This is a genomic window from Cellulomonas sp. B6 (genome assembly GCF_001462455.1).
GTDB lineage: Bacteria > Actinomycetota > Actinomycetes > Actinomycetales > Cellulomonadaceae > Cellulomonas.
The window spans coordinates 1-22,158 of the sequence record NZ_LNTD01000004.1 but is presented as its reverse complement, the minus strand read 5'-3'; the positions used below and the strand labels follow the sequence as shown (position 1 = coordinate 22,158).

19 protein-coding genes and 1 tRNA gene are annotated in these 22,158 nt (G+C 75.0%); 17 read left to right on the top strand and 3 right to left on the bottom strand.

The window, feature by feature from the left end:
* Window positions 1-93: 93 nt before the first annotated feature.
* The 6 genes from serS (at window position 94) to ATM99_RS00225 (ending at window position 6,739) form a co-directional block, all read left to right on the top strand.
* Window positions 94-1,374 carry a serine--tRNA ligase gene (gene serS, locus ATM99_RS00250; protein WP_062100957.1) on the top strand — a complete coding sequence of 427 codons (1,281 nt, stop codon included), beginning with the start codon at window positions 94-96 and terminating at the stop codon, window positions 1,372-1,374.
* Entirely contained in the window at window positions 1,371-2,168 is a 798-nt protein-coding gene (locus ATM99_RS00245; RefSeq protein WP_062100956.1) for an HAD family hydrolase, read from the top strand. The genes serS and ATM99_RS00245 overlap by 4 nt, the downstream gene beginning before the upstream one ends.
* Window positions 2,169-2,386: 218 nt before the next feature.
* Window positions 2,387-3,766: an ABC transporter substrate-binding protein gene (locus ATM99_RS00240; protein ID WP_062100955.1), complete on the top strand. Its 1,380-nt coding sequence runs from the start codon at window positions 2,387-2,389 to the stop codon at window positions 3,764-3,766.
* A gap of 155 nt (window positions 3,767-3,921) precedes the next feature.
* Window positions 3,922-4,899, top strand: coding sequence for a carbohydrate ABC transporter permease (locus ATM99_RS00235; RefSeq protein ID WP_062100954.1), 978 nt, complete (start codon window positions 3,922-3,924; stop codon window positions 4,897-4,899).
* Window positions 4,896-5,834, top strand: coding sequence for a carbohydrate ABC transporter permease (locus ATM99_RS00230; RefSeq protein ID WP_062100953.1), 939 nt, complete (start codon window positions 4,896-4,898; stop codon window positions 5,832-5,834). Before ATM99_RS00235 ends, ATM99_RS00230 begins: the two co-directional genes overlap by 4 nt.
* 47 nt (window positions 5,835-5,881) lie before the next feature.
* Entirely contained in the window at window positions 5,882-6,739 is an 858-nt protein-coding gene (locus tag ATM99_RS00225; protein WP_062100952.1) for a DMT family transporter, read from the top strand.
* Window positions 6,740-6,767: 28 nt separating this feature from the next.
* Here the strand turns inward: ATM99_RS00225 and ATM99_RS00220 are convergent, their stop codons facing one another.
* Complete coding sequence (locus ATM99_RS00220; protein WP_190278737.1) at window positions 6,768-7,385, bottom strand: bacterial proteasome activator family protein; 618 nt, start codon at window positions 7,383-7,385, stop codon at window positions 6,768-6,770.
* A gap of 64 nt (window positions 7,386-7,449) precedes the next feature.
* Here ATM99_RS00220 and ATM99_RS00215 point away from each other — a divergent pair, with 64 nt between their 5' ends.
* Window positions 7,450-8,679, top strand: coding sequence for an AGE family epimerase/isomerase (locus tag ATM99_RS00215; protein WP_062100989.1), 1,230 nt, complete (start codon window positions 7,450-7,452; stop codon window positions 8,677-8,679).
* Between the two features lie 16 nt (window positions 8,680-8,695).
* Here ATM99_RS00215 and ATM99_RS00210 read toward each other — a convergent pair whose 3' ends face one another.
* A complete protein-coding gene (locus tag ATM99_RS00210; protein ID WP_062100951.1) occupies window positions 8,696-9,709 on the bottom strand; it encodes an NAD(P)H-quinone oxidoreductase in 1,014 nt (337 codons plus the stop codon).
* A gap of 254 nt (window positions 9,710-9,963) precedes the next feature.
* Here ATM99_RS00210 and ATM99_RS19835 point away from each other — a divergent pair, with 254 nt between their 5' ends.
* The 6 genes from ATM99_RS19835 (at window position 9,964) to ATM99_RS00180 (ending at window position 17,974) form a co-directional block, all read left to right on the top strand.
* Window positions 9,964-14,583 (top strand): ATP-binding protein, encoded by a 4,620-nt coding sequence (locus ATM99_RS19835; RefSeq protein WP_062100950.1) that lies wholly within the window; start codon window positions 9,964-9,966, stop codon window positions 14,581-14,583.
* A gap of 88 nt (window positions 14,584-14,671) precedes the next feature.
* Entirely contained in the window at window positions 14,672-15,121 is a 450-nt protein-coding gene (locus tag ATM99_RS00200) for a roadblock/LC7 domain-containing protein (RefSeq protein WP_062100949.1), read from the top strand.
* 10 nt (window positions 15,122-15,131) lie between these two features.
* Window positions 15,132-15,509 (top strand): DUF742 domain-containing protein, encoded by a 378-nt coding sequence (locus ATM99_RS00195; protein WP_062100948.1) that lies wholly within the window; start codon window positions 15,132-15,134, stop codon window positions 15,507-15,509.
* Complete coding sequence (locus ATM99_RS00190) at window positions 15,490-16,101, top strand: ATP/GTP-binding protein (protein WP_062100947.1); 612 nt, start codon at window positions 15,490-15,492, stop codon at window positions 16,099-16,101. The genes ATM99_RS00195 and ATM99_RS00190 overlap by 20 nt, the downstream gene beginning before the upstream one ends.
* A 71-nt stretch (window positions 16,102-16,172) precedes the next feature.
* Window positions 16,173-16,637: a hypothetical protein gene (locus ATM99_RS19125; RefSeq protein WP_062100946.1), complete on the top strand. Its 465-nt coding sequence runs from the start codon at window positions 16,173-16,175 to the stop codon at window positions 16,635-16,637.
* Between the two features lie 44 nt (window positions 16,638-16,681).
* Entirely contained in the window at window positions 16,682-17,974 is a 1,293-nt protein-coding gene (locus tag ATM99_RS00180) for a glycoside hydrolase family 32 protein (RefSeq protein ID WP_062100945.1), read from the top strand.
* A 19-nt stretch (window positions 17,975-17,993) separates the two neighbouring features.
* Here the strand turns inward: ATM99_RS00180 and ATM99_RS00175 are convergent, their stop codons facing one another.
* Window positions 17,994-18,269 carry a hypothetical protein gene (locus tag ATM99_RS00175; protein WP_062100944.1) on the bottom strand — a complete coding sequence of 92 codons (276 nt, stop codon included), beginning with the start codon at window positions 18,267-18,269 and terminating at the stop codon, window positions 17,994-17,996.
* Between the two features lie 111 nt (window positions 18,270-18,380).
* Here ATM99_RS00175 and ATM99_RS00170 point away from each other — a divergent pair.
* From ATM99_RS00170 to ATM99_RS00155, 4 genes are all read left to right on the top strand, one after another.
* Window positions 18,381-18,473: transfer RNA gene (locus tag ATM99_RS00170), tRNA-Ser, on the top strand.
* Window positions 18,474-18,554: 81 nt separating this feature from the next.
* Window positions 18,555-19,493: an alpha/beta hydrolase fold domain-containing protein gene (locus tag ATM99_RS00165; RefSeq protein ID WP_062100943.1), complete on the top strand. Its 939-nt coding sequence runs from the start codon at window positions 18,555-18,557 to the stop codon at window positions 19,491-19,493.
* A gap of 130 nt (window positions 19,494-19,623) precedes the next feature.
* Window positions 19,624-21,027: an MFS transporter gene (locus ATM99_RS00160; RefSeq protein WP_062100942.1), complete on the top strand. Its 1,404-nt coding sequence runs from the start codon at window positions 19,624-19,626 to the stop codon at window positions 21,025-21,027.
* Window positions 21,024-22,013: an alpha/beta fold hydrolase gene (locus ATM99_RS00155; protein WP_223304731.1), complete on the top strand. Its 990-nt coding sequence runs from the start codon at window positions 21,024-21,026 to the stop codon at window positions 22,011-22,013. Before ATM99_RS00160 ends, ATM99_RS00155 begins: the two co-directional genes overlap by 4 nt.
* The last annotated feature ends 145 nt before the right edge of the window (window positions 22,014-22,158 follow it).

The window sequence follows — 22,158 nt, the reverse complement described above, 5'->3', positions numbered from 1 at the left end:
GCGGGACGCGCGACGTGCGCCCGGCCGGTGCCCGGCACGCCGCCGCGGGGCGTCCGTGGGCGGTCCCCGCGGCCGGGTCGGTAGGGTCGGGGGGTGATCGATCTGCAGCTCCTGCGCCAGGACCCGGACGTCGTGCGTGCCAGCCAGGTGACGCGTGGCGAGGACCCCCACCTCGTCGACGAGGTGCTCGACGCGGACGCGCGTCGTCGCTCCGCGCTCACCGAGTTCGAGACGCTGCGCGCCGAGCAGAAGTCCCTCGGCAAGCGGGTCGCGCAGGCGTCCGGCGACGAGAAGCAGGCGCTGCTCGCGCACACCAAGGACCTCGCGGCGCGGGTCAAGGCGCTGCAGGCCGACGCGGCCGCGGCCGAGGAGCGTGCGACCGAGCTCGCGCGGCGCATCGGCAACGTCGTCGAGGAGGGCGTGCCCGCGGGCGGCGAGGACGACTACGTCGTGCTCGAGCAGGTCGGCACGCCGCGCGACCTCGCGGCCGAGTACGGGCCGGACTTCGTCGTGAAGGACCACCTGGACCTGGGCGAGGGCCTGCGCGCGATCGACACCGAGCGCGGCGCCAAGGTCTCGGGCTCGCGGTTCTACTTCCTCACCGGCATCGGCGCGCGCCTGGAGCTCGCGCTGCTCAACGCGGCCGTGGACCTCGCGACGCGCAACGGCTTCACGCTGACGATCACGCCGACCCTCGTGAAGCCGGAGATCATGGCGGGCACCGGGTTCCTGGGCGCGCACGCCGACGAGATCTACCGGCTCGAGGCCGACGACCTGTACCTGGTCGGCACGAGCGAGGTCGCGCTCGCGGGCTTCCACGCGGGCGAGATCGTCGACCTGTCGGACGGTCCGCTGCGGTACGCCGGGTGGAGCGCGTGCTACCGCCGCGAGGCCGGGTCGTACGGCAAGGACACGCGCGGCATCATCCGCGTGCACCAGTTCCACAAGGTCGAGGCGTTCGTGTGGGCGCGCCCGGAGGACGCGGCGGACGAGCACCGGCGGATCCTCGCGTGGGAGAAGGAGATGCTCGCGCTCGCCGAGCTCCCGTACCGCGTGATCGACACCGCGGCGGGCGACCTGGGCAGCAGCGCGGCGCGCAAGTTCGACTGCGAGGCGTGGCTGCCGAGCCAGCAGCGCTGGCTCGAGCTGACGTCGACGTCGAACTGCACGACGTTCCAGGCCCGCCGGCTGGGGGTGCGCGAGCGCACCGAGGACGGCACGCGCACGGTCGCGACGCTCAACGGCACGCTCGCCACGACGCGTTGGATCGTCGCGCTGCTGGAGAACCACCAGCAGGCCGACGGCTCGGTGCGCGTGCCGGAGGGCCTGCGGCCGTACCTGGGTGGCCTCGAGGTGCTGGAGCCGGTCCGGTGAGCCGCACGCGCCTCGTCGCGCTCGACGTCGACGGCACGCTCATGTCCTACGACGGCGTGATCTCCGCGGACGTCCGCGCGGGCGTCGCGGCGCTCGTCGACGCGGGCGTGCACGTGGTGGTCGCGACGGGGCGCGCGGTGCACTCGGCGACGCGTGTCGCCGCGGACCTGGGCCTGACGTCCGGGTACGTGGTCGCGTCGAACGGCGCGGTGACGGCGCGCCTCGATCCCGACGAGCCGGACGGGTACGCGCTGGTGCGCACCGTGACGTTCGACCCCGGACCGGCGTTGCGGACGCTCGCGCTGGAGCTGCCGGACGCGCTGTTCGCGGTCGAGGACCTCGGCGTCGGGTTCCTGGTGTCGCAGCCGTTCCCGCAGAACGAGCTCACGGGGGAGCAGACGGTCGCGACGCTCGAGGAGCTCGCGTCGGCACCGGCGACGCGCGTCGTGGTGCGGGCGCCCGACAGCACGCCCGAGGAGTTCCACGCGCTCGTCGAGCGGGTCGGGCTGCGCGAGGTCACGTACGCGGTCGGCTGGTCGGCGTGGCTCGACCTCACGCCGGGCGGCGTGACGAAGGCGAGCGCGCTCGAGGACGTGCGTCGTGAGCTCGGCGTCGAGCCGTACGAGACGCTCGCGCTGGGCGACGGCGAGAACGACGCCGAGATGCTGCGCTGGGCCGCGTGCGGCGTCGCGATGGGTCACGCGAGCGAGGCCGTGCGGGCTGCGGCGGACGAGGTCACGGGCACCATCGAGGACGACGGCGCGGTCGAGGTCCTCCGGCGCGTGCTGCGCTGACGCGCGGCGCGCGACCCGCGGCGGTGCGGCCGCGGACTGCACGACGGGGCGCGGGGGGCGTGGGTACCAGGTCCCAGGTGAGCGCATTCCCGTGTGCGTCCTGGTCGGTGTGACCGAATCGTGACCGAATCGAGCGCTGTCCTGCTTGCGACACGAGCCGGGACGGCGTTGTGTCGTGGCGCCGGTTATCGACAGGACGACGACGTTGTGGGGGATCGATGAGGCACATCAACAGGCGTGCCGGCGCACTGGTCGCCGGGACGGTCGCAGCGCTCGCGCTCGCGGCCTGCAGCACGGGCGAGGGCGGGACCCCGGGTGGCACCGGGACGTCCGGAGGCGCGGCCGGCGGTTCCGTCGACTGCGCCGACTACAAGCAGTACGGCGACCTCAGCGGCAAGACGATCACGGTCTACGCCGGGATCGTCGCGCCCGAGGACACGCCCTACATCACGTCCTTCAAGCCGTTCGAGGAGTGCACGGGCGCGAAGGTCGACTACCAGGCCGACAAGCAGTTCGAGCAGCAGATCCTGGTCCGCGCGCAGGCGGGCAACACGCCCGACATCGCGATCGTGCCGCAGCCGGGCCTGCTCGCCCAGCTCGTCGCGACGGGCACGGTGGTCGCGGCGCCCGACGGCGTCGCCAAGAACGTCGACGAGTTCTGGGACCCGTCGTGGAAGGAGCTCGGCTCGATCGACGGGACCTTCTACGCCGCACCGTCGGGCGCGAGCGTGAAGTCGCTGGTCTGGTACTCGCCGAAGCAGTTCGAGGACAACGGCTACGAGGTCCCGACGACCCTCGACGAGCTCAAGACGCTGACCGAGAAGATCGCGTCCGACGGCAACAACAAGCCGTGGTGCGCGGGCATCGCGTCGGGCGAGGCCACCGGCTGGCCGCTCACCGACTGGATGGAGGACTTCGTCCTGCGCGTCGGCGGCGGCGACGTGTACGACCAGTGGGTCAAGCACGAGATCGCGTTCAACTCCGAGGTGCCGACCGAGGCCCTCGACATGGTCGGGGAGTACCTCAAGGACCCCGCCAACGTGAACGGCGGCTTCGGCGACGTCTCGACGATCGCGACCACGGCCTTCCAGGACGGCGGCCTGCCGATCCTGCAGAACCAGTGCTCGCTGCACCGCCAGGCGTCGTTCTACGCCGCCAACTTCCCCGAGGGCACGAACATCGCCGAGGACGGCGACGTGTTCGCGTTCTACCTGCCTGCCAAGGACGCCTCGACCAAGCCGGTGCTGGGCGCCGGCGAGTTCGTCACCGCGTTCTCCGACCGTCCCGAGGTGCAGGCGCTGCTCGAGTTCTGGTCCACCGACACGTGGGCGAACCTCAAGGCCAAGGCGTCGGCCGACGAGACGAACGGCGGCTGGATCTCCGCCAACAAGGGGCTCGACACCGCGAACCTCGTGAACCCGATCGACAAGCTCTCGGCCGAGATCCTGCTCGACCCGGCCTCCGAGTTCCGGTTCGACGGGTCCGACCAGATGCCCGCGGCCGTCGGCAACGGCGCGTTCTGGCGCGAGGCCACGGCGTGGATCACCGGGCAGTCGACGACCGAGACGCTCGACAAGATCGAGGCCGCCTGGCCGTGACGGGTGACGTGACGCGCGGGTCCTGAGCGACCCGCCCGTCCGGTCCGCGACCGGGCCGCCCCGCCTCCTCGAGGCGGAGCGGCCCGGTCGTCACCACCGGGTGCCGCGCACGCGCGGGCCCGACCCCGTCCACGGTCCCCTGCCCTGGAGGCTCGATGAACGTCGCCGACAAGCTCGTCGCGATGGTGCTGGCGCTCGTGGCGTTCGCCGCGGTGATCGGCCTGGTCCTGCTGGTCGTCTCGTTGCTGGAACGGCGCGGCGTCCGCCGCGTCGCGTGGTTCTTCGTCGGCCCGACCGTCGTGCTGCTGCTCATCGGGCTCGTGTACCCCGCGGGGCGCACGGTCGTGCGCTCGCTGTACGACGCGGCGGGCACGTCGTTCATCGGCCTGTCCAACTACACGGCGGTCTTCAGCTCGCCCGACCAGCTCGTGGTGCTGCGCAACACCGTGCTGTGGGTGCTCGTCACACCCGTCGTCGCGACGGTCGTCGGCCTGCTGTACGCGATCTGGGTCAACGGCGCCCGCGGCGAGGCGGCCGCCAAGGCGCTGATCTTCCTGCCCATGGCGATCTCCTTCGTCGGCGCCTCGATCATCTGGAAGTTCGTCTACGAGTACCGGTTCTACGACCCCACGGTCGCCAACAACCCCGCGCAGATCGGCCTGCTCAACCAGCTGCTCGTGTGGGTCGGCCTGCCGCCCCAGCAGTTCCTGCTGAACCAGCCGTGGAACAACCTGTTCCTCATCGTCGTGATGATCTGGATCCAGGCCGGCTTCGCCATGACGATCCTGTCGGCCGCGATCAAGGCGATCCCCGGCGAGATCGTCGAGGCCGCGCGGCTCGACGGCGTCACCGCCTCGGAGATGTTCCGGTTCGTCACCGTGCCCGCGATCCGCCCGACCCTCGTCGTGGTCCTCACGACCATCGCGATCGGGTGCCTCAAGGTGTTCGACATCGTCCGCACCATGACCGGCGGCCTCTACGGGACCTCGGTCGTCGCGAACGAGTTCTACACGCAGAGCTTCACGGCCGGGAACCAGGGGCTGGGCGCCGCGCTCGCGGTCCTGCTGTTCATCCTGGTGATCCCGATCATCGTCTACAACGTCCGGCAGCTGCGGCGAGCGGAGGCACGATGACCACCACCCCGCCCCCGCCCCAGGTCGTCGGCCCGGCCGGCGCCGGTGCGCGCACCGGGAGCGGCGACGTCGCCGCGACCCTGCGGGCCACGAAGAAGCGTCTGACGTCGCCGTGGGCCACGTTCGCCGCGGTCGTGCTCGCGGTGCTGTGGACCATCCCGACGTTCGGGCTGCTCGTCACGTCGTTCCGCCCCGCGGCCGACATCAACGCCACCGGCTGGTGGACCGTCCTGACTAGCCCGAACTTCACGCTCGAGAACTACCAGACCGTCATGGCGGTCGACTCCTCGCAGTCGCTGCTGCCGTTCATCATCAACTCGGTCGTCATCACGATCCCGTCGGTCGTGCTGCCGATCTTCCTGGCGACCCTCGCGGCGTACTCGTTCGCGTGGATGCAGTTCCGCGGGCGTGACGCGCTGTTCGTCGCCGTGTTCGCGCTGCAGGTCGTGCCCATCCAGGTCACGCTCATCCCGCTGCTGTCGCTCTACGCCGACATCGGCGTCGCCGGCACGTTCTGGGCGGTGTGGATCTCGCACACCATGTTCGGGCTCCCGCTCGCGGTCTTCCTGCTGCACAACTTCATGCGGGAGATCCCGGGCGAGCTCATCGAGGCGGCACGGGTCGACGGCGCCGGGCACGTCACGGTGTTCTTCCGCCTCATGCTGCCGCTGCTCAAGCCGGCCCTCGCGGCGTTCGGCATCTACCAGTTCCTGTGGGTGTGGAACGACCTGCTGGTGGCCCTGACGTTCGCGGGGTCGTCCAACCAGGTCGCGCCGATGACCGTGGCGCTGTTCAACCTCACCGGCACGCGCGGCTCGCAGTGGTTCCTGCTGTCGGCGGGGGCGTTCGTCTCGATCATCGTCCCGGCGCTGGTGTTCCTGTCGCTGCAGCGGTACTTCGTGCGCGGGCTGCTCGCGGGGTCCGTCAAGGGCTGACCGGGGCGCCCCGCGGGGGCGGGCACGGCGCCGCGTAGCCTGGCGCCGTGCCCGCCCCCGCGCTGTTCGTCCTCTCCGGGCTCACGCAGTACCTCGGCGCGGCGGTCGCGGTCGGGCTGTTCGCGGTGCTGCCGGCCGGCACGGTCGCGTGGCTGCGGGTCGCGGTCGCGGCGGTCCTGCTGCTGGCGTGGCGCCGCCCGTGGCGCGTGCGCGCCCTGTGGGAGCCGCGCCGCCTGGCGGTCACCGCGCTGTTCGGCGTGGTCCTGGCGACCATGAACGTCGCGTTCTACGTCGCGATCGAGCGGCTGCCGCTCGGCACGGCCGTCGCGCTGGAGTTCCTCGGCCCCGTGGCCGTCGCGGCCGTCACCGGGTCGGGGTGGCGCGAGCGCGGGGCGATCGGCGTGGCCGCGGTCGGCGTCGTGCTGCTGGCCGGTGTCAGCCTCGACACCGGCCCCGGCGCGGCGACGGGCCTGGTCGCCATCGGCGTGGCCGCGGCGTGCTGGGCCGGGTACATCCTGCTCGGGCGGCGCGTCGCGCGGTCCGAGGCGCCCGGTGCGAGCGGGCTCGCCGTCGCGATGGCGGCCGGCGGGCTCGTCCTCGCGCCGTTCCTCGCGGGCGGCGCCGGCCCCGTGCTGCACGACGCGCGGCTCGCGCTGCTCGTCGTCGTCATCGCCGTGTGCTCCTCGCTCGTGCCCTACGTGCTGGAGCAGGTCGTGCTGCGACGCGTGAGCGCCGCGACGTTCGCGGTGCTGCTCGCGCTGCTGCCCGCGACCGCCGCGGTCGTCGGCGCGGTCGTGCTGCGGCAGCTGCCGCACGGGCTCGAGCTCGTCGGCCTCGTGCTCGTCTCGGGCGCGATCGCGCTGACCGCGCGCGAGCGGCGGGAGCCCCCGGCCGAGACCGCCTGACGACGTCGGCCCCGACGCGGCGCACCGCTCAGAGGTACTGCCCCGTCGACGGCCGCAGGTCGTCGGGTCCGGCGTGGGGTGCCGACGCCCCGAACCCGCCCGGCCCGGCCCCGGCGCCGGGCGGCAGCGCGCGACGCATCTGCGTGAGCTGCGACTGCGCCGCCATCTGCTGCGCGACCAGTGCCGTCTGGATGCCGTGGAACAGGCCCTCGAGCCAGCCCACCAGCTGGGCCTGCGCGATGCGCAGCTCGGCGTCGGACGGCGCCGAGTCCTCCGCGAGCGGCAGCGTGATGCGGTGCAGCTCGGCGACGAGCTCGGGGGACAGGCCCTCCTCGAGCTCGTGCAGCGAGCGCTCGTGGATCTCCGCGAGCCGCGCGCGGGCCGCGTCGTCGAGCGGCGCCGAGCGCACCTCGTCGAGCAGCTGCTTGATCATCGTGCCGATCCGCATGACCTTGGCGGGCTGCTCGACCATGCCCGTGACGTCCCCGTCACGCGTGCCGTCCGGCGCCGCCGCGGGCGTGCCGCCGTCCGCCCCCGGGCCGTCCGCCGGGACCACCACGACGCGCGGCCCGTCGGGGACCCGACCCGGGCGCGTCGCGTCGGTGGTCCGGTCGTCGCGCTGCTCGCCGTCGCTCACCCGGCCCATCATGGTGGAGACGCACGGCACGCGCAGCCCCCGCCGCGCGATCCCCGCAACTACGCTGACCGGCATGGCGTGGCTCAGCACACCGGCGCACGCGCGCTGGCTCGAGGGCGAGACGGACCGGCTGTGGGACTTCGGGCGCGCGTCGCGCGCGTCGACGGGGTTCGCCCGGCTCGACGACGTCGGACGCCCGCTGCCCGGCCCCGCCGAGCTGTGGATCACGTGCCGCATGACGCACGTGTACGCGCTCGCGCACCTCACGGGCCGTCCCGGGTCCGCCGCGCTGGTCGACCACGGGCTCGCCGCGCTGACCGGTGCGTTCCACGACGCCGAGCACGGCGGCTGGTTCGCCGAGGTCGACGCCGACGGCTCGCCGCGCGACACGGCGAAGACGGCGTACCCGCACGCGTTCGTCGTGCTGGCCGCCGCGAGCGCGACCGTCGCCGGCCGCCTCGGTGCTCGTGAGCTGCTGGACGCGGCGCTCGCCGTGCAGGAGCGGCGGTTCTGGGACGACGCCGCGGGCATGGTCGTCGAGGAGTGGGACCGCACGTTCACCGACCTCGACGCGTACCGCGGCGTCAACGCCAACATGCACACGGTCGAGGCGTACCTCGCGGCGGCCGACGTCACCGGCGAGCGGGTGTGGCTCGACCGCGCGGCGCGGATCGTCGAGCGCGTCGTGCACGGCTTCGCGCGCGGGAACGCGTGGCGCATCCCCGAGCACTTCGACGCGACCTGGACCCCGGACCTCGGGTACAACGCCGACACGCCGGCCCACCCGTTCCGCCCGTACGGCGCGACGATCGGCCACTGGTTCGAGTGGGCACGGCTCGCGCTGCACACGCGCGCCGCGCTGACCGCCCGTGGCGACGTCGCCCCCGCCTGGCTGCTGGACGACGCGGTGGCCCTGGTCGAGGCGGGCGTCCGCGAGGGCTGGCACGTCGACGGCGCCCCGGGGTTCGTCTACACGGTCGACTGGCAGGGCCGCCCCGTGGTGCGCGAGCGCATGCACTGGGTCGTCGCCGAGGCCGTCGCCGCGGTCGCGGCGCTGCACGCCGCGACCGGCGACCCGCGCTGGGACGACCTCTACACGCAGTGGTGGGAGTACGTCGGCGAGCACGTGATCGACCGCGACGGCGGGTCGTGGTGGCACGAGCTCGGCACCGACAACCGCGTGACGCGCACGGTGTGGGCCGGCAAGGCGGACCTGTACCACGCGGTGCAGGCGACGTTGATCCCGCGGCTGCCGCTCACGCCCGTGCTCGCGCCGGCGCTCGCCGCGGGGCTGCTGGGCTGACCCCGGGCGCCGCCGGTCAGGGGACCAGCAGCAGCTTGCCGAAGACGTCGCCCGCCTCGAGCATCGTGTGGGCGCGGCCGGCGTCGGCCAGCGGCACGCGCTCCTGCACGACCGGGCGGACCCTGCCGTCGCGCACCAGCGGCCACAGGTGCTCGTGCACGTCGGCGACGATCCGCGTCTTGTCGGCCGCGGGCCGGTCCCGCAGGGTCGTGGCGATCACCGAGCCGCGGCGTGCCATGAGCGACGGCAGGTCGAGCTCGCCGCGGGCGCCCTGCTGCAGCCCGATGACGACGAGCCGCCCGCCCTCGGCGAGCAGCCGCACGTTGTCGCGCAGCGCGCGCCCGCCGAGCACGTCCAGCACGACGTCGACGCCCCGGCCGTCCGTCGCGTCCTGCACGACCTCGGCCAGGTCCTGCGCGCGGTGGTCGACGACGACGTCGGCGCCCAGGTCCGCGACGCGCGCGCACCGCGCGGGGCCGCCCGCCGTCGCGATCACCCGGTGACCCAGCGCGTGCAGGGCCTGCACCGCGACGGAGCCCACGCCGCCCGAGCCGCCCTGGACCAGCACGGTCTCGCCCGGTGCGAGGTGCGCCGCCCGCATGTTCGACCACAGGGTCGCGAGCGCCTCGGGGAGCCCTGCGGCGTCGACGAGGTCCTCGGTGCTCCCGACCGGCAGGACGTGGGTGGCGTCCACGGTCACCCGATCGGCGTAACCGCCGCCTGCGAGGAGTGCCGCGACGTGGTCGCCGACGGCCGGCACGGGGACGGTCCCGGTCGTCCCGGTGCTCCCGCGGTCCGCGGCGAGCGGCGGGCCGACCGCCACGACGGTGCCGGCGACCTCGAGGCCCGGCCACGGCGGTGCGCCGGGCGGCGACGGGTAGTGCCCGGCCCGTTGCAGCAGGTCAGCACGGTTCACACCCGCGGCGGCCACGTCGAGCAGCAGCTGGCCGGGGCCCGGCACGGGGTCCGGCAGCTCGACGAGGCTCAGGGCCTCGGGACCACCGGGGGAGTCGACCACGACGGCGCGCACCGCCGCACCGTAGGCCGACCGGTCGGGTGACGCCGCGCAGGCGCGCCGGTGACAGCGCTTCCGGCGTGCCCGATTCGCGACGTACGTGGCGTATCGGCGGGGGTGACGTCCGTGGCAAACTCTGGCGGCGGGCTAATGGTCCGGTGTTCAGGTACCGATGAAGCGCAGACGGCAGTCACCTGCGGTGACCGTGTTGCGGGCGCGAGCGGTACCCCGCGTGAGCGTCCGACGTCGGGCGAAAGGGAAGGATCGACATGCTGCGACGGCTCGGTATCCGTGCCAAGGTCCTGGCGGTCCTCGCCGTGCCCATGATCGTCCTGCTCCTCGCGGGCACGTACATCTCCTACACCGCGATCCAGGACCTGCGCTACGCCCGCGCGACGCAGAACGTCGTGCGGACGCTCGACGTCATGACCCCCGTCTCCGCCGCGCTCCAGCAGGAACGCATCCTGTCCCTCACGGGCGCCTCCGCGGAGCAGATCGCGGGCGCCCGGGAGGCCACCGACGCCGCGCTGAAGTCTGCGCGCGAGGTCACCCAGGACATCGACCTGTCGCAGTTCCCGGCCTCGGTCGTCCGTGACTTCCAGGACCAGCAGAAGACGTACCAGGGCGGCCTGCAGCAGGTCCGTGACCGCGTCGACAACCAGACGCAGCGCGCGATCCTGCGCAACGGCTACCAGGACATCGTCGACGGTCAGGACCGCGTCGTCGAGGGTGTCGCGAACTCGCTGCGCGACCGCGACCTCTCGACGTACATCCGCGCCAACCGCGAGGTCGCGCTCCTGGTCGACGCCCTGGTGAACGAGTACGTCACGGGCGTCGAGCTCAAGACCGCCGAGGTCGACAGCCCCGTCGCCGCCCGCAGCTTCGCGGACCGCGTGACCGCCACCGAGCTCGCACGTGACCGCGCCCGGACCGCCGTCGGCGACCTGCGCATCGACGGCGTCGCGGTCAGCACCGGTGACCCCAACGCCGCGCTCCGCTCGATGCGGGCGCTGCTCACGCAGGGCACGCTCTCCGCGTTCGCCTCGGTCGACGCGGAGCAGTGGTCCCAGGAGACGACGAGCCAGTTCGCGGCCCTCGCGACGATCAACCAGGCGATCCTGGAGAAGGCGACCGACACGGCAGCCGCCGCCGCGTCGTCCGCCCGGGACACCGCCGTCGTCACCGTCGGCATCGCGGTCGCGGCCCTCGTGGCCTCCTTCCTCCTCGCGATCACCGTCGCCCGGTCGATCGTCGTGCCGCTGCGCCGCCTGACCGGCGCCGCCGCCGACGTGCGCGAGCAGCTGCCGCGACTCGTCGAGCAGGTGTCGACGCCCGGTGAGGGCCCGGAGATCACCCTCGCCCCGATCCCCGTGCGCTCCAACGACGAGGTCGGCCGGCTCGCGCAGGCGTTCAACGCGGTGAACGCGACGACCGTCCAGGTCGCCCAGGAGCAGGCGGCGCTGCGTGGCTCCATCGCCGAGATGTTCGTCAACGTCGCGCGTCGCGACCAGGTGCTCCTCAACCGCCAGCTGTCGTTCATCGACTCGCTCGAGCGCGCCGAGGAGGACCCGGGCACGCTGGCCAACCTGTTCCGCCTCGACCACCTCGCGACCCGGATGCGCCGCAACGCCGAGTCCCTGCTCGTGCTCGCGGGCATCGACTCCGGCCGCCGCCTGCGCGACGCGATGCCGCTGTCCGACGTCATCCGCACCGCCTCGTCCGAGATCGAGCAGTACGACCGCGTCGAGCTCGACCTGCAGGTCGACCCCCACATGCTCGGCTTCAACGCGCTCTCCGCCGCCCACCTCATCGCCGAGCTCCTCGAGAACGCCACGGTGTTCTCGGAGCCGGAGACCCCGGTCGTGGTGACCACGGGCATCACCGGCGGGTCCGTGATCGTGCGGATCACCGACCACGGCCTGGGCATGACGGACGCCGAGATCGAGGCCGCGAACACCAAGATCGTCTCGGTCTCGGCGGGCGACGCGCTCGGCGCCCAGCGCCTCGGCCTGTTCGTCGTCGGCCGCCTCGCGCAGCGCCTCGGCGCGGAGGTGACGCTGCGCAAGCGCGTCGGCGGCACCGGCACCGAGGCGTTCGTGCGGTTCCCGAGCACGCTGTTCTCGGCCAACGAGGTCAACGCGTACGGCGCCGCGCCGGCGGCGCAGGTCCAGCCCGCGTCGGCGCCGCAGATCGAGGCGCCGGAGGTGCGCGAGGTCGACCTGGCGGAGCTGACCGACGGTCAGACGGACCTGGGTCTCCCGCGCCGGCGCCGCGCCGACGACACCGGTGCCGCACGGCAGACCGCGATGCCCGCGGCCGCCGGCCCCGTGCCGGCCGGCGACGAGGCGATCCCGGTGCCGACCGTCGGGGCGCCCGGCGGCCTGCCCACGCGGCCTCGCAAGACCTTCGACGAGGACAAGATCGTCCTCCCGGCCGCCCCCGAGACGACCCTGTCGCCCGAGCTCTCGGTCGACACGGGTGAGTGGACGCCGGTCGTGCCCGCCGCGACGCGCGCCAGCGGTCTGCCCACGCGGTCGCGTTCGGCCGCGCCCGCGCCGCTCGTCGAGCCCGCGCCCGACGCCCCGCGTCCGGCGGCGCCCGCCGACCCCGCCGCCCGCGCCGGCCTGTTCTCGGGCTTCCGCGGCCGCGACGTCGCGCCGGCCGCGCCCGCCGCGCCCGCGGCGGCCTCGGCACCCGCGTTCGAGGTCCCGGGCCTGGTGCCGGACGACGCACCCGCACCGAGCGCCGAGTGGCCCGCCCCCGCGTGGCAGGGCGACGGTCCCGCGCTCCCCACGCGCGGCGGTGAGCCCGAGGCCACGCACGCCGAGCCGACGCAGCCCGAGCAGCCCTGGGCCGCGGCCGCGGCGTGGCAGGCGCCGCAGCCCGACGACCAGGCGTGGTCTCCCGTGCAGGCGGAGTCGCAGCCTGCCGAGCAGGGTTGGGCGGAGTCGCAGCCTGCCGAGCAGGGTTGGGCGGAGTCGCAGCCTGCCGAGCAGGGTTGGGCGGAGTCGCAGCCTGCTGAGCAGGGTTGGGCGGAGTCGCAGCCGGCCGAGCAGGCGTGGGCCTCGGCGCCCGCGTGGCAGGCGCCCGAGTCCGACGAGCAGCCGTGGTCCCCCGTGCACGCCGACGTCCAGGAGCCGCTCGAGGCCGTGCGCACGGACGAGCAGTCGTGGGCCTCCGCCCCGACGTGGCAGGCGCCCGAGCCCGTCGAGCAGCCGTGGTCCCCGGCACAGCCCGCCGCACATGCGTGGGACGCGCAGCCGTCGGCCGAGGCGACCCCCTGGGGCGCCCCGGCCGCCGAGGACACCCCCGCGCACGCCGAGCCCGCGGCTCCCGAGGAGCTCGCGGCGCCCGACGCCTGGGGGGCGTCGCAGGCCGAGCCCGTGCAGGACGTCGAGCAGGTGCAGGACGTCGAGCAGGCGCCGGCCGCCGAGGAGGCGCCGTCGTTCACGTCGTACAGCGGCTACTCCGGCTGGGCCGGTGGCGGTGCGGAGCGTCCGGCGCTGGAGTACACCGAGCCGTACGCACCGTTCGGGCGCTCCCTCGACGAGGCACGTGCCTGGCACACGGGTGCGATCCCGGTCGTCCCGGAGCCCGCGCCCGTCGCGGAGCCCGCATGGTCGGGCACGACGGACGCGCAGCCGGCGTGGTCGGCCGACGCGGACGCGCAGCCCTCCTGGGCGGCCGAGCCCGACGCGCACCCCGACTGGGCGACGCCCGCGGACGCACCGCAGCCCGCCTGGGCCGCCGCGTCGTCGGCGTCCGAGCCCGTGGTGCCCACGGTCGAGCTGGAGCCCGACGACGAGGAGGAGGTGGCCGCGCCCTGGGCGCCCGTCGCCGCGACCCCGTCGTCCGACGCAGCCGAGCCGGCACCCCTGGCGGCGCGCGACACGTGGCAGCGTCCGTCCTGGCAGCAGGAGACGCCCGCCGCGCCGGCCCAGGCCGCTCCCGAGGCACCCGCCAGCGACGAGTGGCGTCCCGCGGCACCGCTGTGGGCGCGCCCCGCCGACGCCGAGCAGCCGACGCAGATGTTCTCGCCGATCGAGTCCGCCGACGCGGTGGCACCGTTCGACGCGCCGCAGGCACCTGCTCCGCAGACCGCTGCGCCGCAGGCTCCTGCCGCGTTCGCGGCCGAGGCACCGGCACCGGTGTGGCCCGCGGCTCCCGCGGGCCCGGCGGCGCCCGTCGCGCAGCCCGCCTTCAGCGAGCTCGTGGCACCGGCCGAGGAGAAGCCGCGTCGTCGCTGGGGCAGCTTCTTCAGCCGCAAGCGCGACGAGCCGGTGGCCGCCCCCGAGGCGCCGCAGGCCGCCCCCGCGGTGCCGCGCACGCCCGTGCGCTCGTCCGCGTGGGGCCCGGACGCCGCCGCCCCGCCGGTGGCGCCCGCGCAGCCCGCGCCCGACGCCGACGCCTGGCAGGCGCCCGCGTGGTCGGCCCCGGCCGCGCCCCAGCAGGCACCGGCCCCGGCGCCCGCACCCCTCGGGGCGCGGACCGCACCGTCGTGGTCGCCGCCGGAGTGGGCGTCGCACCAGCCGGCCGCCCCCGCCGCGACGGTGCCGCACCCGTCCGTCCCGCCGTCGGCAGCGCCCCGCGTGGGCACGCTCGACGACGAGGTCGCGGCGATGCTCGCCCTGCGCTCCGACATCCAGGAGCAGGCGCTCTCGGAGCTCAGCCAGCTGTCCGCCTACCGGCCCAGCGCGGTCGGTGCAGGCGGCTCGGAGCGTCTCACCAAGCGTGTGCCGAGCGCGGTGCCCGCCGCGCCCGCACCGATGGAGGAGCGCCCCGTCCAGCGCGACGCCGACCAGCTGCGGTCCCGGTTGTCGAGCTTCCAGTCCGGCACGTCGCGCGGGCGCCGTGCCTCCACCGGAACAGAGAACGGTGACCACCAGTGATCCGACATCCCCAGATCCCCGGTGACCTGCGTGTCACCGTCGACACCCCGCCCGCAGTCGGCCCAGACTGCACCATGAAGGAGGAAGTGTGACCGCGCTCAGCACCGAGGCAGCCAACTTCGGCTGGCTCCTGGACAACTTCGTCCGGACCGTGCCCGGCACTCGCCACACGCTCGTGGTGTCGGCCGACGGTCTCCTGATGGCGATGTCCGAGCAGCTCGACCGCACCAGCGGCGACCAGCTCGCGGCGATCGTCTCCGGCATGTCGAGCCTGACGCGCGGCGCGTCGCGGCAGCTGCGTGCGGGGGAGGTGCGGCAGGCCATCATCGAGATGGACCAGCTGTTCCTCTTCCTCATGAGCGTGTCGAACGGCTCGGTCCTCGCCGTGGTCGCCGAGTCGACGTGCGACGTCGGCCTCATCGGCTACGAGATGGCGATGCTCGTGTCCCGCACCGAGGCGACGCTCACCCCGCAGCTCATCTCCGAGATGCGCGGTCAGCTCCCCGTCGACGGCGCCACCCGGGCCCCGGTCGCCTGAGGCGTCGACGATGAGCGAACACGTCGAGTACGAGGCCAGAACGGTCCGGCCCTACGCCGTGACCGGCGGTCGCGTGCGCTCGGCCCGCTCCGACCTGCCCCTCGAGGCGCTGGTCGAGGTCATGCCGGGCGCCGTGGCGAGCACGGGCCTGACCCCCGAGAAGCGCGCCATCATCCAGCACGCGTCGGCCGGGTACATCTCGGTCGCCGAGCTGTCGGCGCTGCTCCACCTTCCGCTCGGTGTCGTCCGGATCATCGTGTCCGACCTCACCGATGCCAACTACGTGCGCGTGCACACCTCACAGCCGGTCGAGGTCAACACCGGTGAGTCCCCCGCCCTGTCCCTGAGCGTGCTGGAGAGTGTTCTCAATGGCATTTCCGCCCTCTGACGCCGCCGTCGCCGCTCCGGCGGGGACCGCGGGCGCCGTCGCACCCACCGTCGTCAAGATCGTCGTCGCGGGCGGCTTCGCCGTCGGCAAGACGACGTTCATCGGCTCGATCTCCGACATCGAGCCGCTCAACACCGAGGCCGCGATGACCGAGCACTCCGTGGGCGTCGACGACGCCGGCGGCGTGACCGACCGCAAGACGACCACGACGGTCGCGATGGACTTCGGTCGCATCGCCCTGCCGGGGTCGCTGTGGCTGTACCTGTTCGGCACCCCGGGCCAGGACCGGTTCCTCTTCATGTGGGACGACCTGGTGCGCGGTGCGATCGGTGCGGTCGTCCTGGTCGACACCGACCGGCTCGACCAGTGCTTCCCGGCCGTCGACTACTTCGAGTCGCGCGGCATCCCGTTCGTCGTGGGCGTCAACTGCTTCGACGGGATCGCCAAGCACCAGCTCGACGACGTCCGCGACGCGCTCGCCATCCCGGCGCACGTCCCGGTCCTGTACACGGACGCGCGCTCGCGTGCGGCCACCAAGCAGGCCCTCATCGCGCTGGTGCAGCTCGCCATGGAGCGCCTGCGTCAGCGGTGAGCACGTCATCCACGGACGGCCGGACCCCCACGGGGGCCGGCCGTCCGTGCGTCCGGGGCCAGGATGGGGGTGTGCCCGCACCTCGTCCCGCCCCCGACGCGGAGGTGCTGCGAGCCCGGGACCCCGTGGCCGAGGTCTACCTCGACGGCTCGGCGCTGAGCCGGTACGTCCCCGCCGCGCCCGAGGCCCGCGCCTGGGCGGCGTGGGCCGCGGAGCACGAGCCGGTGGCGGCCGTCTCGCAGGTGTCGGTGCTGGAGGCGCGCGTCGTCGCCGGGCTCGTGGGTGTCGACGCGATGCTCGCGGTGCTCGACGCGCTCGTGCGGCTGCCGCGGCTGCGGCTGTCGGACCAGGCGCTGCGCCGTGCAGTGCTGCTGCCGCCGGGGCTGGGACCCTTCGTGGCGCTGCACGTGGGTGCCGCGCAGGCGCACCTCGACGTCCGGGCCGTCGCGACGTACGACGCGCCGACCGCGCGCGCCGCCGACGCTGTCGGGCTCGCGGTCGTGTCGCCGGGGCGTCCGGCCCGCTGGTGGGGCTGACCGGTGGGGCTGACCGGGGACGTGCGGCGGGCGAGGATGGTCCCGTGACCGCCGACCTCGACCGCCACGCCCCGCGCTGGCACGTGCGCGCGCCGCACGGCTGGCTCAACGACCCCAACGGCGTCGGCCGGTGGGACGGCCGCTGGCACGTGATGTACCAGTGGAACCCGCACGCGCCGGTGTGGGGGGACATCCACTGGGGGCACGCGAGCTCGCCGGACCTGCTGCGCTGGGACCACGAGCCGACGGCGCTGGCGCCGCGTCCGGGCACGATCGACGCGGGCGGGGCGTGGAGCGGCGTCGCGGTGCACGACGACGGCGACGTCGTGCTGCTGTACAGCGCGGTGCGCGACCGCGAGCCGAGCGCGGGCGTCGCGGTCGCGCGGCGCGGTCCCGACGGCTCGTGGGTGCAGCCGGACCGGCTCGCCGCCCCGCACCCGGACGCGCCGGGCGTCGTGGACGTGCGCGACCCGTTCGTGCTGACGGTCGACGGCCGGCGGCTCGGCGTCCAGGGCGCCGGGGTTGACTGCCGGGGCGCGGTGCTCGTGTACGACGTCGCGGACCTCGACGACTGGCGGCCCTTGGGCACGCTGCTCACGGCCGACGAGGCCGCCTCGCAGACCGGCGGCGACCAGCGCGGGCACGTGTGGGAGTGCCCCCAGCTCGTGCGCGTCGGCGACGCGTGGGTGCTGCTGGTGTCGTGGCTGGAACGCGACTCGGAGCGGTTCGGCGTCACGGCGTTCACGGGGCGGCTCGACGTGTCGGGGGAGGCGCCGCGGTTCGTCGTCGAGCGCGCCGCACCTCTGGACGCGGGCCCGGACCTGTACGCGCCGCAGGCGTACGTCGCCGACGACGGGCGCGTGCTGGTGTGGGGCTGGTCGTGGGAGGGGCGCGGCGACGCGCACGCCGAGCGGCCCGAGCACGAGGTCGCGGCCGCGGGCTGGGCGGGCGTTCTGACGTGCCCGCGCGAGCTGGCGCTGACGCCGGCGGGCACGGCCGTGACCCGGCCCGTCGCCGAGCTGGCGGGGCTGCGGGGCGGCGCGCTGCCGCTGGCGGACGGCGTGCTCGACACCGACGAGCCGTCGTTCCGGGTCGCGGCCGCCGGGGCGGTCGTCGTGTCGCTGGTCGACGGCGCGCACGAGGTGCGCGTGTGGGCGTCGGACGGGCCCGCCGAGGTGCTGGTCGACGGCTCGCTGCTCGAGGCGTTCGAGCCCGCGCGCAGCACGACGCTGCGCGCGTACCCGCGCGGTGGGCAGCGGTGGCGCGTGCGGACGTCGGGGGATGCGGAGGCGCACGTCCTGCGGGTGCCGGCCGAGGAGCCGTCCACGCCCGTGTGACGCGGGCTGCGGGCGGACATCAGCGCGAGCGGCGTCCCAGCAGGTAGCCGCCCGCGCCGCTCACGAGCACGATCCCGACGACGACGAGCGCCTGGCCCGCCTGGGCCTGCCACGGCCGGCCGGGGGCGTACACCGTCCCGGCGAGCGGCGCGTACGCGAACCAGCCGAAGGTCGTCGGGTGGGTCCGGACGACCCACCACCCGGCCACCGTCGCCACGACCCCCAGACCCAGCACGACGAGCGGGCGGGCGGTGCGCCCGGGGCGGGGAGCGGCGGGCTGCGCGGCGTCGACCATGCGGGACATCCTGCCGTGCGGCGTCGCCCGCGTCGCCCGCCGGACGCACCCCACCCGCGCCCCTCGGTGTGGGAGGATCGTCGGCGCCGTCGGCTCGTCCGCACGGCACCGGGAGGGCTGGCTGAGCGGCCGAAAGCGACGGTCTTGAAAACCGTTGGTGCGGTGACCCCGTGCTCAAGGGTTCGAATCCCTTGCCCTCCGCCACGCCGACGCCCGGCGCTGCCCGCACACCGCGGGACGCGCGGCCCGGGTGGTCTCGGCGGCACGCCCCTACGATGGCGGGTCATGAGGCTCGACCCCGACTTCGTCGACGCACCGCCGCGTCGCGACCCGTCCGCCCCGCCCGAGGACTTCCCGAGCGCCACGCCGCAGGAGCGGCTCGACACCGTGCGGCGCATGCGCGGCGCCGACACGGGGCAGTTCGGCCCTGTGCCCGCACCGGGTGTCGACCGGCGGGAGATCGAGGTCCCGACGCGTGCCGGGTCGATCCGGGCGCGGGTGTACCACCCGCAGACCGGGGTCGACGGGCCCGGGTTCGTGGTGTGGGTGCACGGCGGCGGGTTCGTGCTGGGCGACCTCGACACGTCCGAGCACACGGCCGCCGAGCTCGCGCGGACCGCGGGGCTGCCGGTCGTGAGCCTGCACTACCGGCGCGCGCCCGAGCACCCGTACCCGGCCGCGATCGAGGACGCGCAGGACGCCGTGCGGTGGCTCACCGGCCCCGACGGCGCGGCCGTCGGGGTCTCCGGTCCGTTCGCGGTCGCGGGGGACTCGGCCGGTGCGTCGGTGTCGCTCGCGCTGTGCCAGCTCGCGACGCGCGGCGAGTGCCCGCGCCCGGCGTTCGCGCTCGCGGCGTACCCCGACGTCGACCACGTCGACGTGCGTGCGGCGGCGGGCAACCAGATCGGGCTGCTGTTCGAGCGGTCGTACCTGCCCGACGACGCCGTGCGCACGGACCCCCTGGTCTCGCCCGTCCTCGCGGCGCCCGAGGTGCTCGCGGACCTGCCGCCGACCCTGCTGCTCATCGCCGAGCTCGACGCGTTCCGTGAGGGCGAGGAGGCGTTCGCGGAGCGCGCACGGGCCGCCGGTGCGCCGCTGTCGGTGCTCACCGCCAACGGCATGCCGCACGGGTTCCTCGACCAGACGTGGCGTTCCCCGGTCGCGCGGCGGCTCGCCGTCGCGGCGTTCGCGGCCGTCGGGCACGGGGTGCGCGAGGCGCGCTGACGCACGGGGCGCACGAGGCCCGCTCGTGGCGGGCGGCGCCCGGCGCCGGCCCCGGGTGACCTGACCGGTTCCGGCACGCCGTTCACCCGGGCGTCTCCCGGCGGTCGGGACGACGGCCTACGCTGCGCGCATGGGTCACCCCGGCACCGAGGCCACCGTCGACGACGTCGTCGACCCCGCCCCCACCCCCGTGCGCGGGCAGGTCGCCGCATGGGCGGCCTGGGACTGGGGGTCGGCCGCGTTCAACGCGGTCGTCACGACGTTCGTCTTCACCGTCTTCCTCACGAGCGGGGCGTTCGTCGAGCCGGGTGCCGACGAGGCCGCGACCAAGGCCCTGCACAGCCAGTGGCTCGGCTGGGGGCTCGCGGCCGCGGGCCTGCTCGTCGCGCTCACCGCGCCCGCGCTGGGCACGCTCGCCGACGCGGGCGGGCGGCGGCGGCCGCTGCTCGCGGTGACGTCGGGCGTCGTCGGGGCGTCGGTGCTCGCGCTGTGGTTCGTCCGGCCCGTCGAGGGCGGCATGACGCAGGCCGTGCTGCTGGGCATCGTGCTGCTCGCCGTCGGCACCATCGCGTTCGAGATCGCGTCGGTCGCGTACAACGCGCTGCTGCTGCAGATCAGCGGCCCGCGGACCATCGGGCGCATCAGCGGCATCGGGTGGGGTGCCGGGTACGTCGGCGGGATCGTGCTGCTGCTCGTGCTGTACGTCGGGTTCATCCAGCCCGACGTCGGCTGGTTCGGCGTGACGTCCGAGGGCGGGCTCGACGTGCGGGTCTCGATGCTCGTCGCGGGCGCGTGGTTCCTCGTCTTCGCGGTGCCCGTGCTGCGGTTCGTGCCCGACCACCGCCGCCCCGGCGCACCGCCCGCGCGGGTCGGCGTCGCGGGGGCGTACCGCGCGGTCGGCGCGCACGTCGCGCAGCTGTGGCGCGAGCGCCGCTCGACGCTGCGGTTCCTCGTCGCGTCCGCCGTGTTCCGCGACGGGCTCACCGGGGTGTTCACGTTCGGCGGGATCCTCGCGCAGGGCACGTTCGGGTTCTCGGCGGCCGACGTCATCCTGTTCGCGATCGCCGCGAACGTCGTCGCCGGCATCTCGACGATCGTCTCGGGCTGGCTCGACGACCGGTTCGGGCCGCGGCGCCTCGTCACCGTCGCGCTCGTCGTGCTCGTGCTGTCCGGGTCGGCCGTGTTCTTCCTGCACGACGCGGGCAAGAACGCGTTCTGGGTCGCGGGGCTCGTGCTGTCCGCGTGCGTCGGGCCCGCGCAGTCGGCGTCCCGCGGGCTGCTCGCGCGCCTCGCCGAGCCCGGCCGCGAGACCGAGCTGTTCGGCCTCTACGCCACCACGGGCCGTGCCGCGACGTTCCTCGCACCGGCGGCGTTCGCGCTCGCGATCGCCCTCGGGGGCGGGCAGGAGCAGTACTGGGGCGTCCTGGGGATCGTCGCGGTGCTGCTGGTCGGGCTCGTCCTCTTCGTGCCCGTGCGGTTCCCGCGCGGTCTGGGGGTCGACGGCCGCCGCGACGTCACGGCGCCCGACGCGTGAGCGCGCTGCCCGGCCCGGCCGCCGAGGCGTGGCAGCCCGACCGGCTGCTGCCCGGCTACGAGGCGTGGACCCTGCCCGGGTGGCGACCGCCCGCCGTCGGGCCGCTCGCACGGCAGGTCGCCGCGGGCGGCGACGCCCCCGTGCTCACGCTCGTGCGGCCGGTCGAGCGGCCCGCACGCCCGCGTGGCGTCGTCGTGCTGCTGCACGGGTACAACGACTACGTCTTCCAGACGCACGTGGTCGACGCGCTCGCGGCGGACGGCTGGGCCGCGCTGGGACTCGACGCGCGCCGCGCCGGTCGCTCGTGGCGTCCGGGCGACGTGCCGCACTACCAGGGCGACCTGCGCGAGCAGGCGTCGGACCTCACGCGCGCGGTCACGGTCGCGCGGCGCACGTGGCCCGGGCTGCCGGTCGTCGTGCACGGGCACTCGTGCGGCGGGCTCGTGACCGCGCTGTGGGCGCACGCGCACCGTGGGGGTGCCGGCGCCGACGCGGTCGTGCTGGACAGCCCGTTCCTGTCGTTCGAGCGCTCGTGGGTGCGGCCGCTGCAGGACGGCGCGCTGCGCCCGCTGGCCCGGCGCGCGCCGCTGCGCGTCATCGCCGCGGCGCCGTCCCGGTACGCTGCGCGGCTCGCCGAGCGCTGGGACTTCGACACGTCGCTGAAGTCACCCGGGGGCGTGCCCGCGCGCGCGGGGTGGCTCGCGGCCGTCCGTGCGGGTCACCTGCGCGTCGCTCGCGGGCTCGAGATCGACGTGCCGGTGCTCGTCGCGCGCGCGGCCCGCTCGGCGGCCGACGTCGACGGCCCCGGCCTCGACACCGCCGACACCGTGCTCGACGTCGCGACCATCGCCGCCCTCGGGCCGCGGCTGGGGCACGACGTGCGCGAGCTGGTCGTCGAGGACGGCGTGCACGACCTCACGCTGTCGACCGAGGGCCCGCGCCAGGTCTACCTCGACGCGGTGACGGACTTCCTCGACCGACTCTGACCCGCTCCCCGGGCGACCCGCGGGCCCGCCCGCGCTCCGCCACCCGGGACGTCACCGCCGCCGAGTGCGCCACCACGCCGCCGTGTGCACCTGTCGCTTCCGGTGCACTCGGCGGCCATCGGGCGCACTCGGCGCGGGTGTGGGC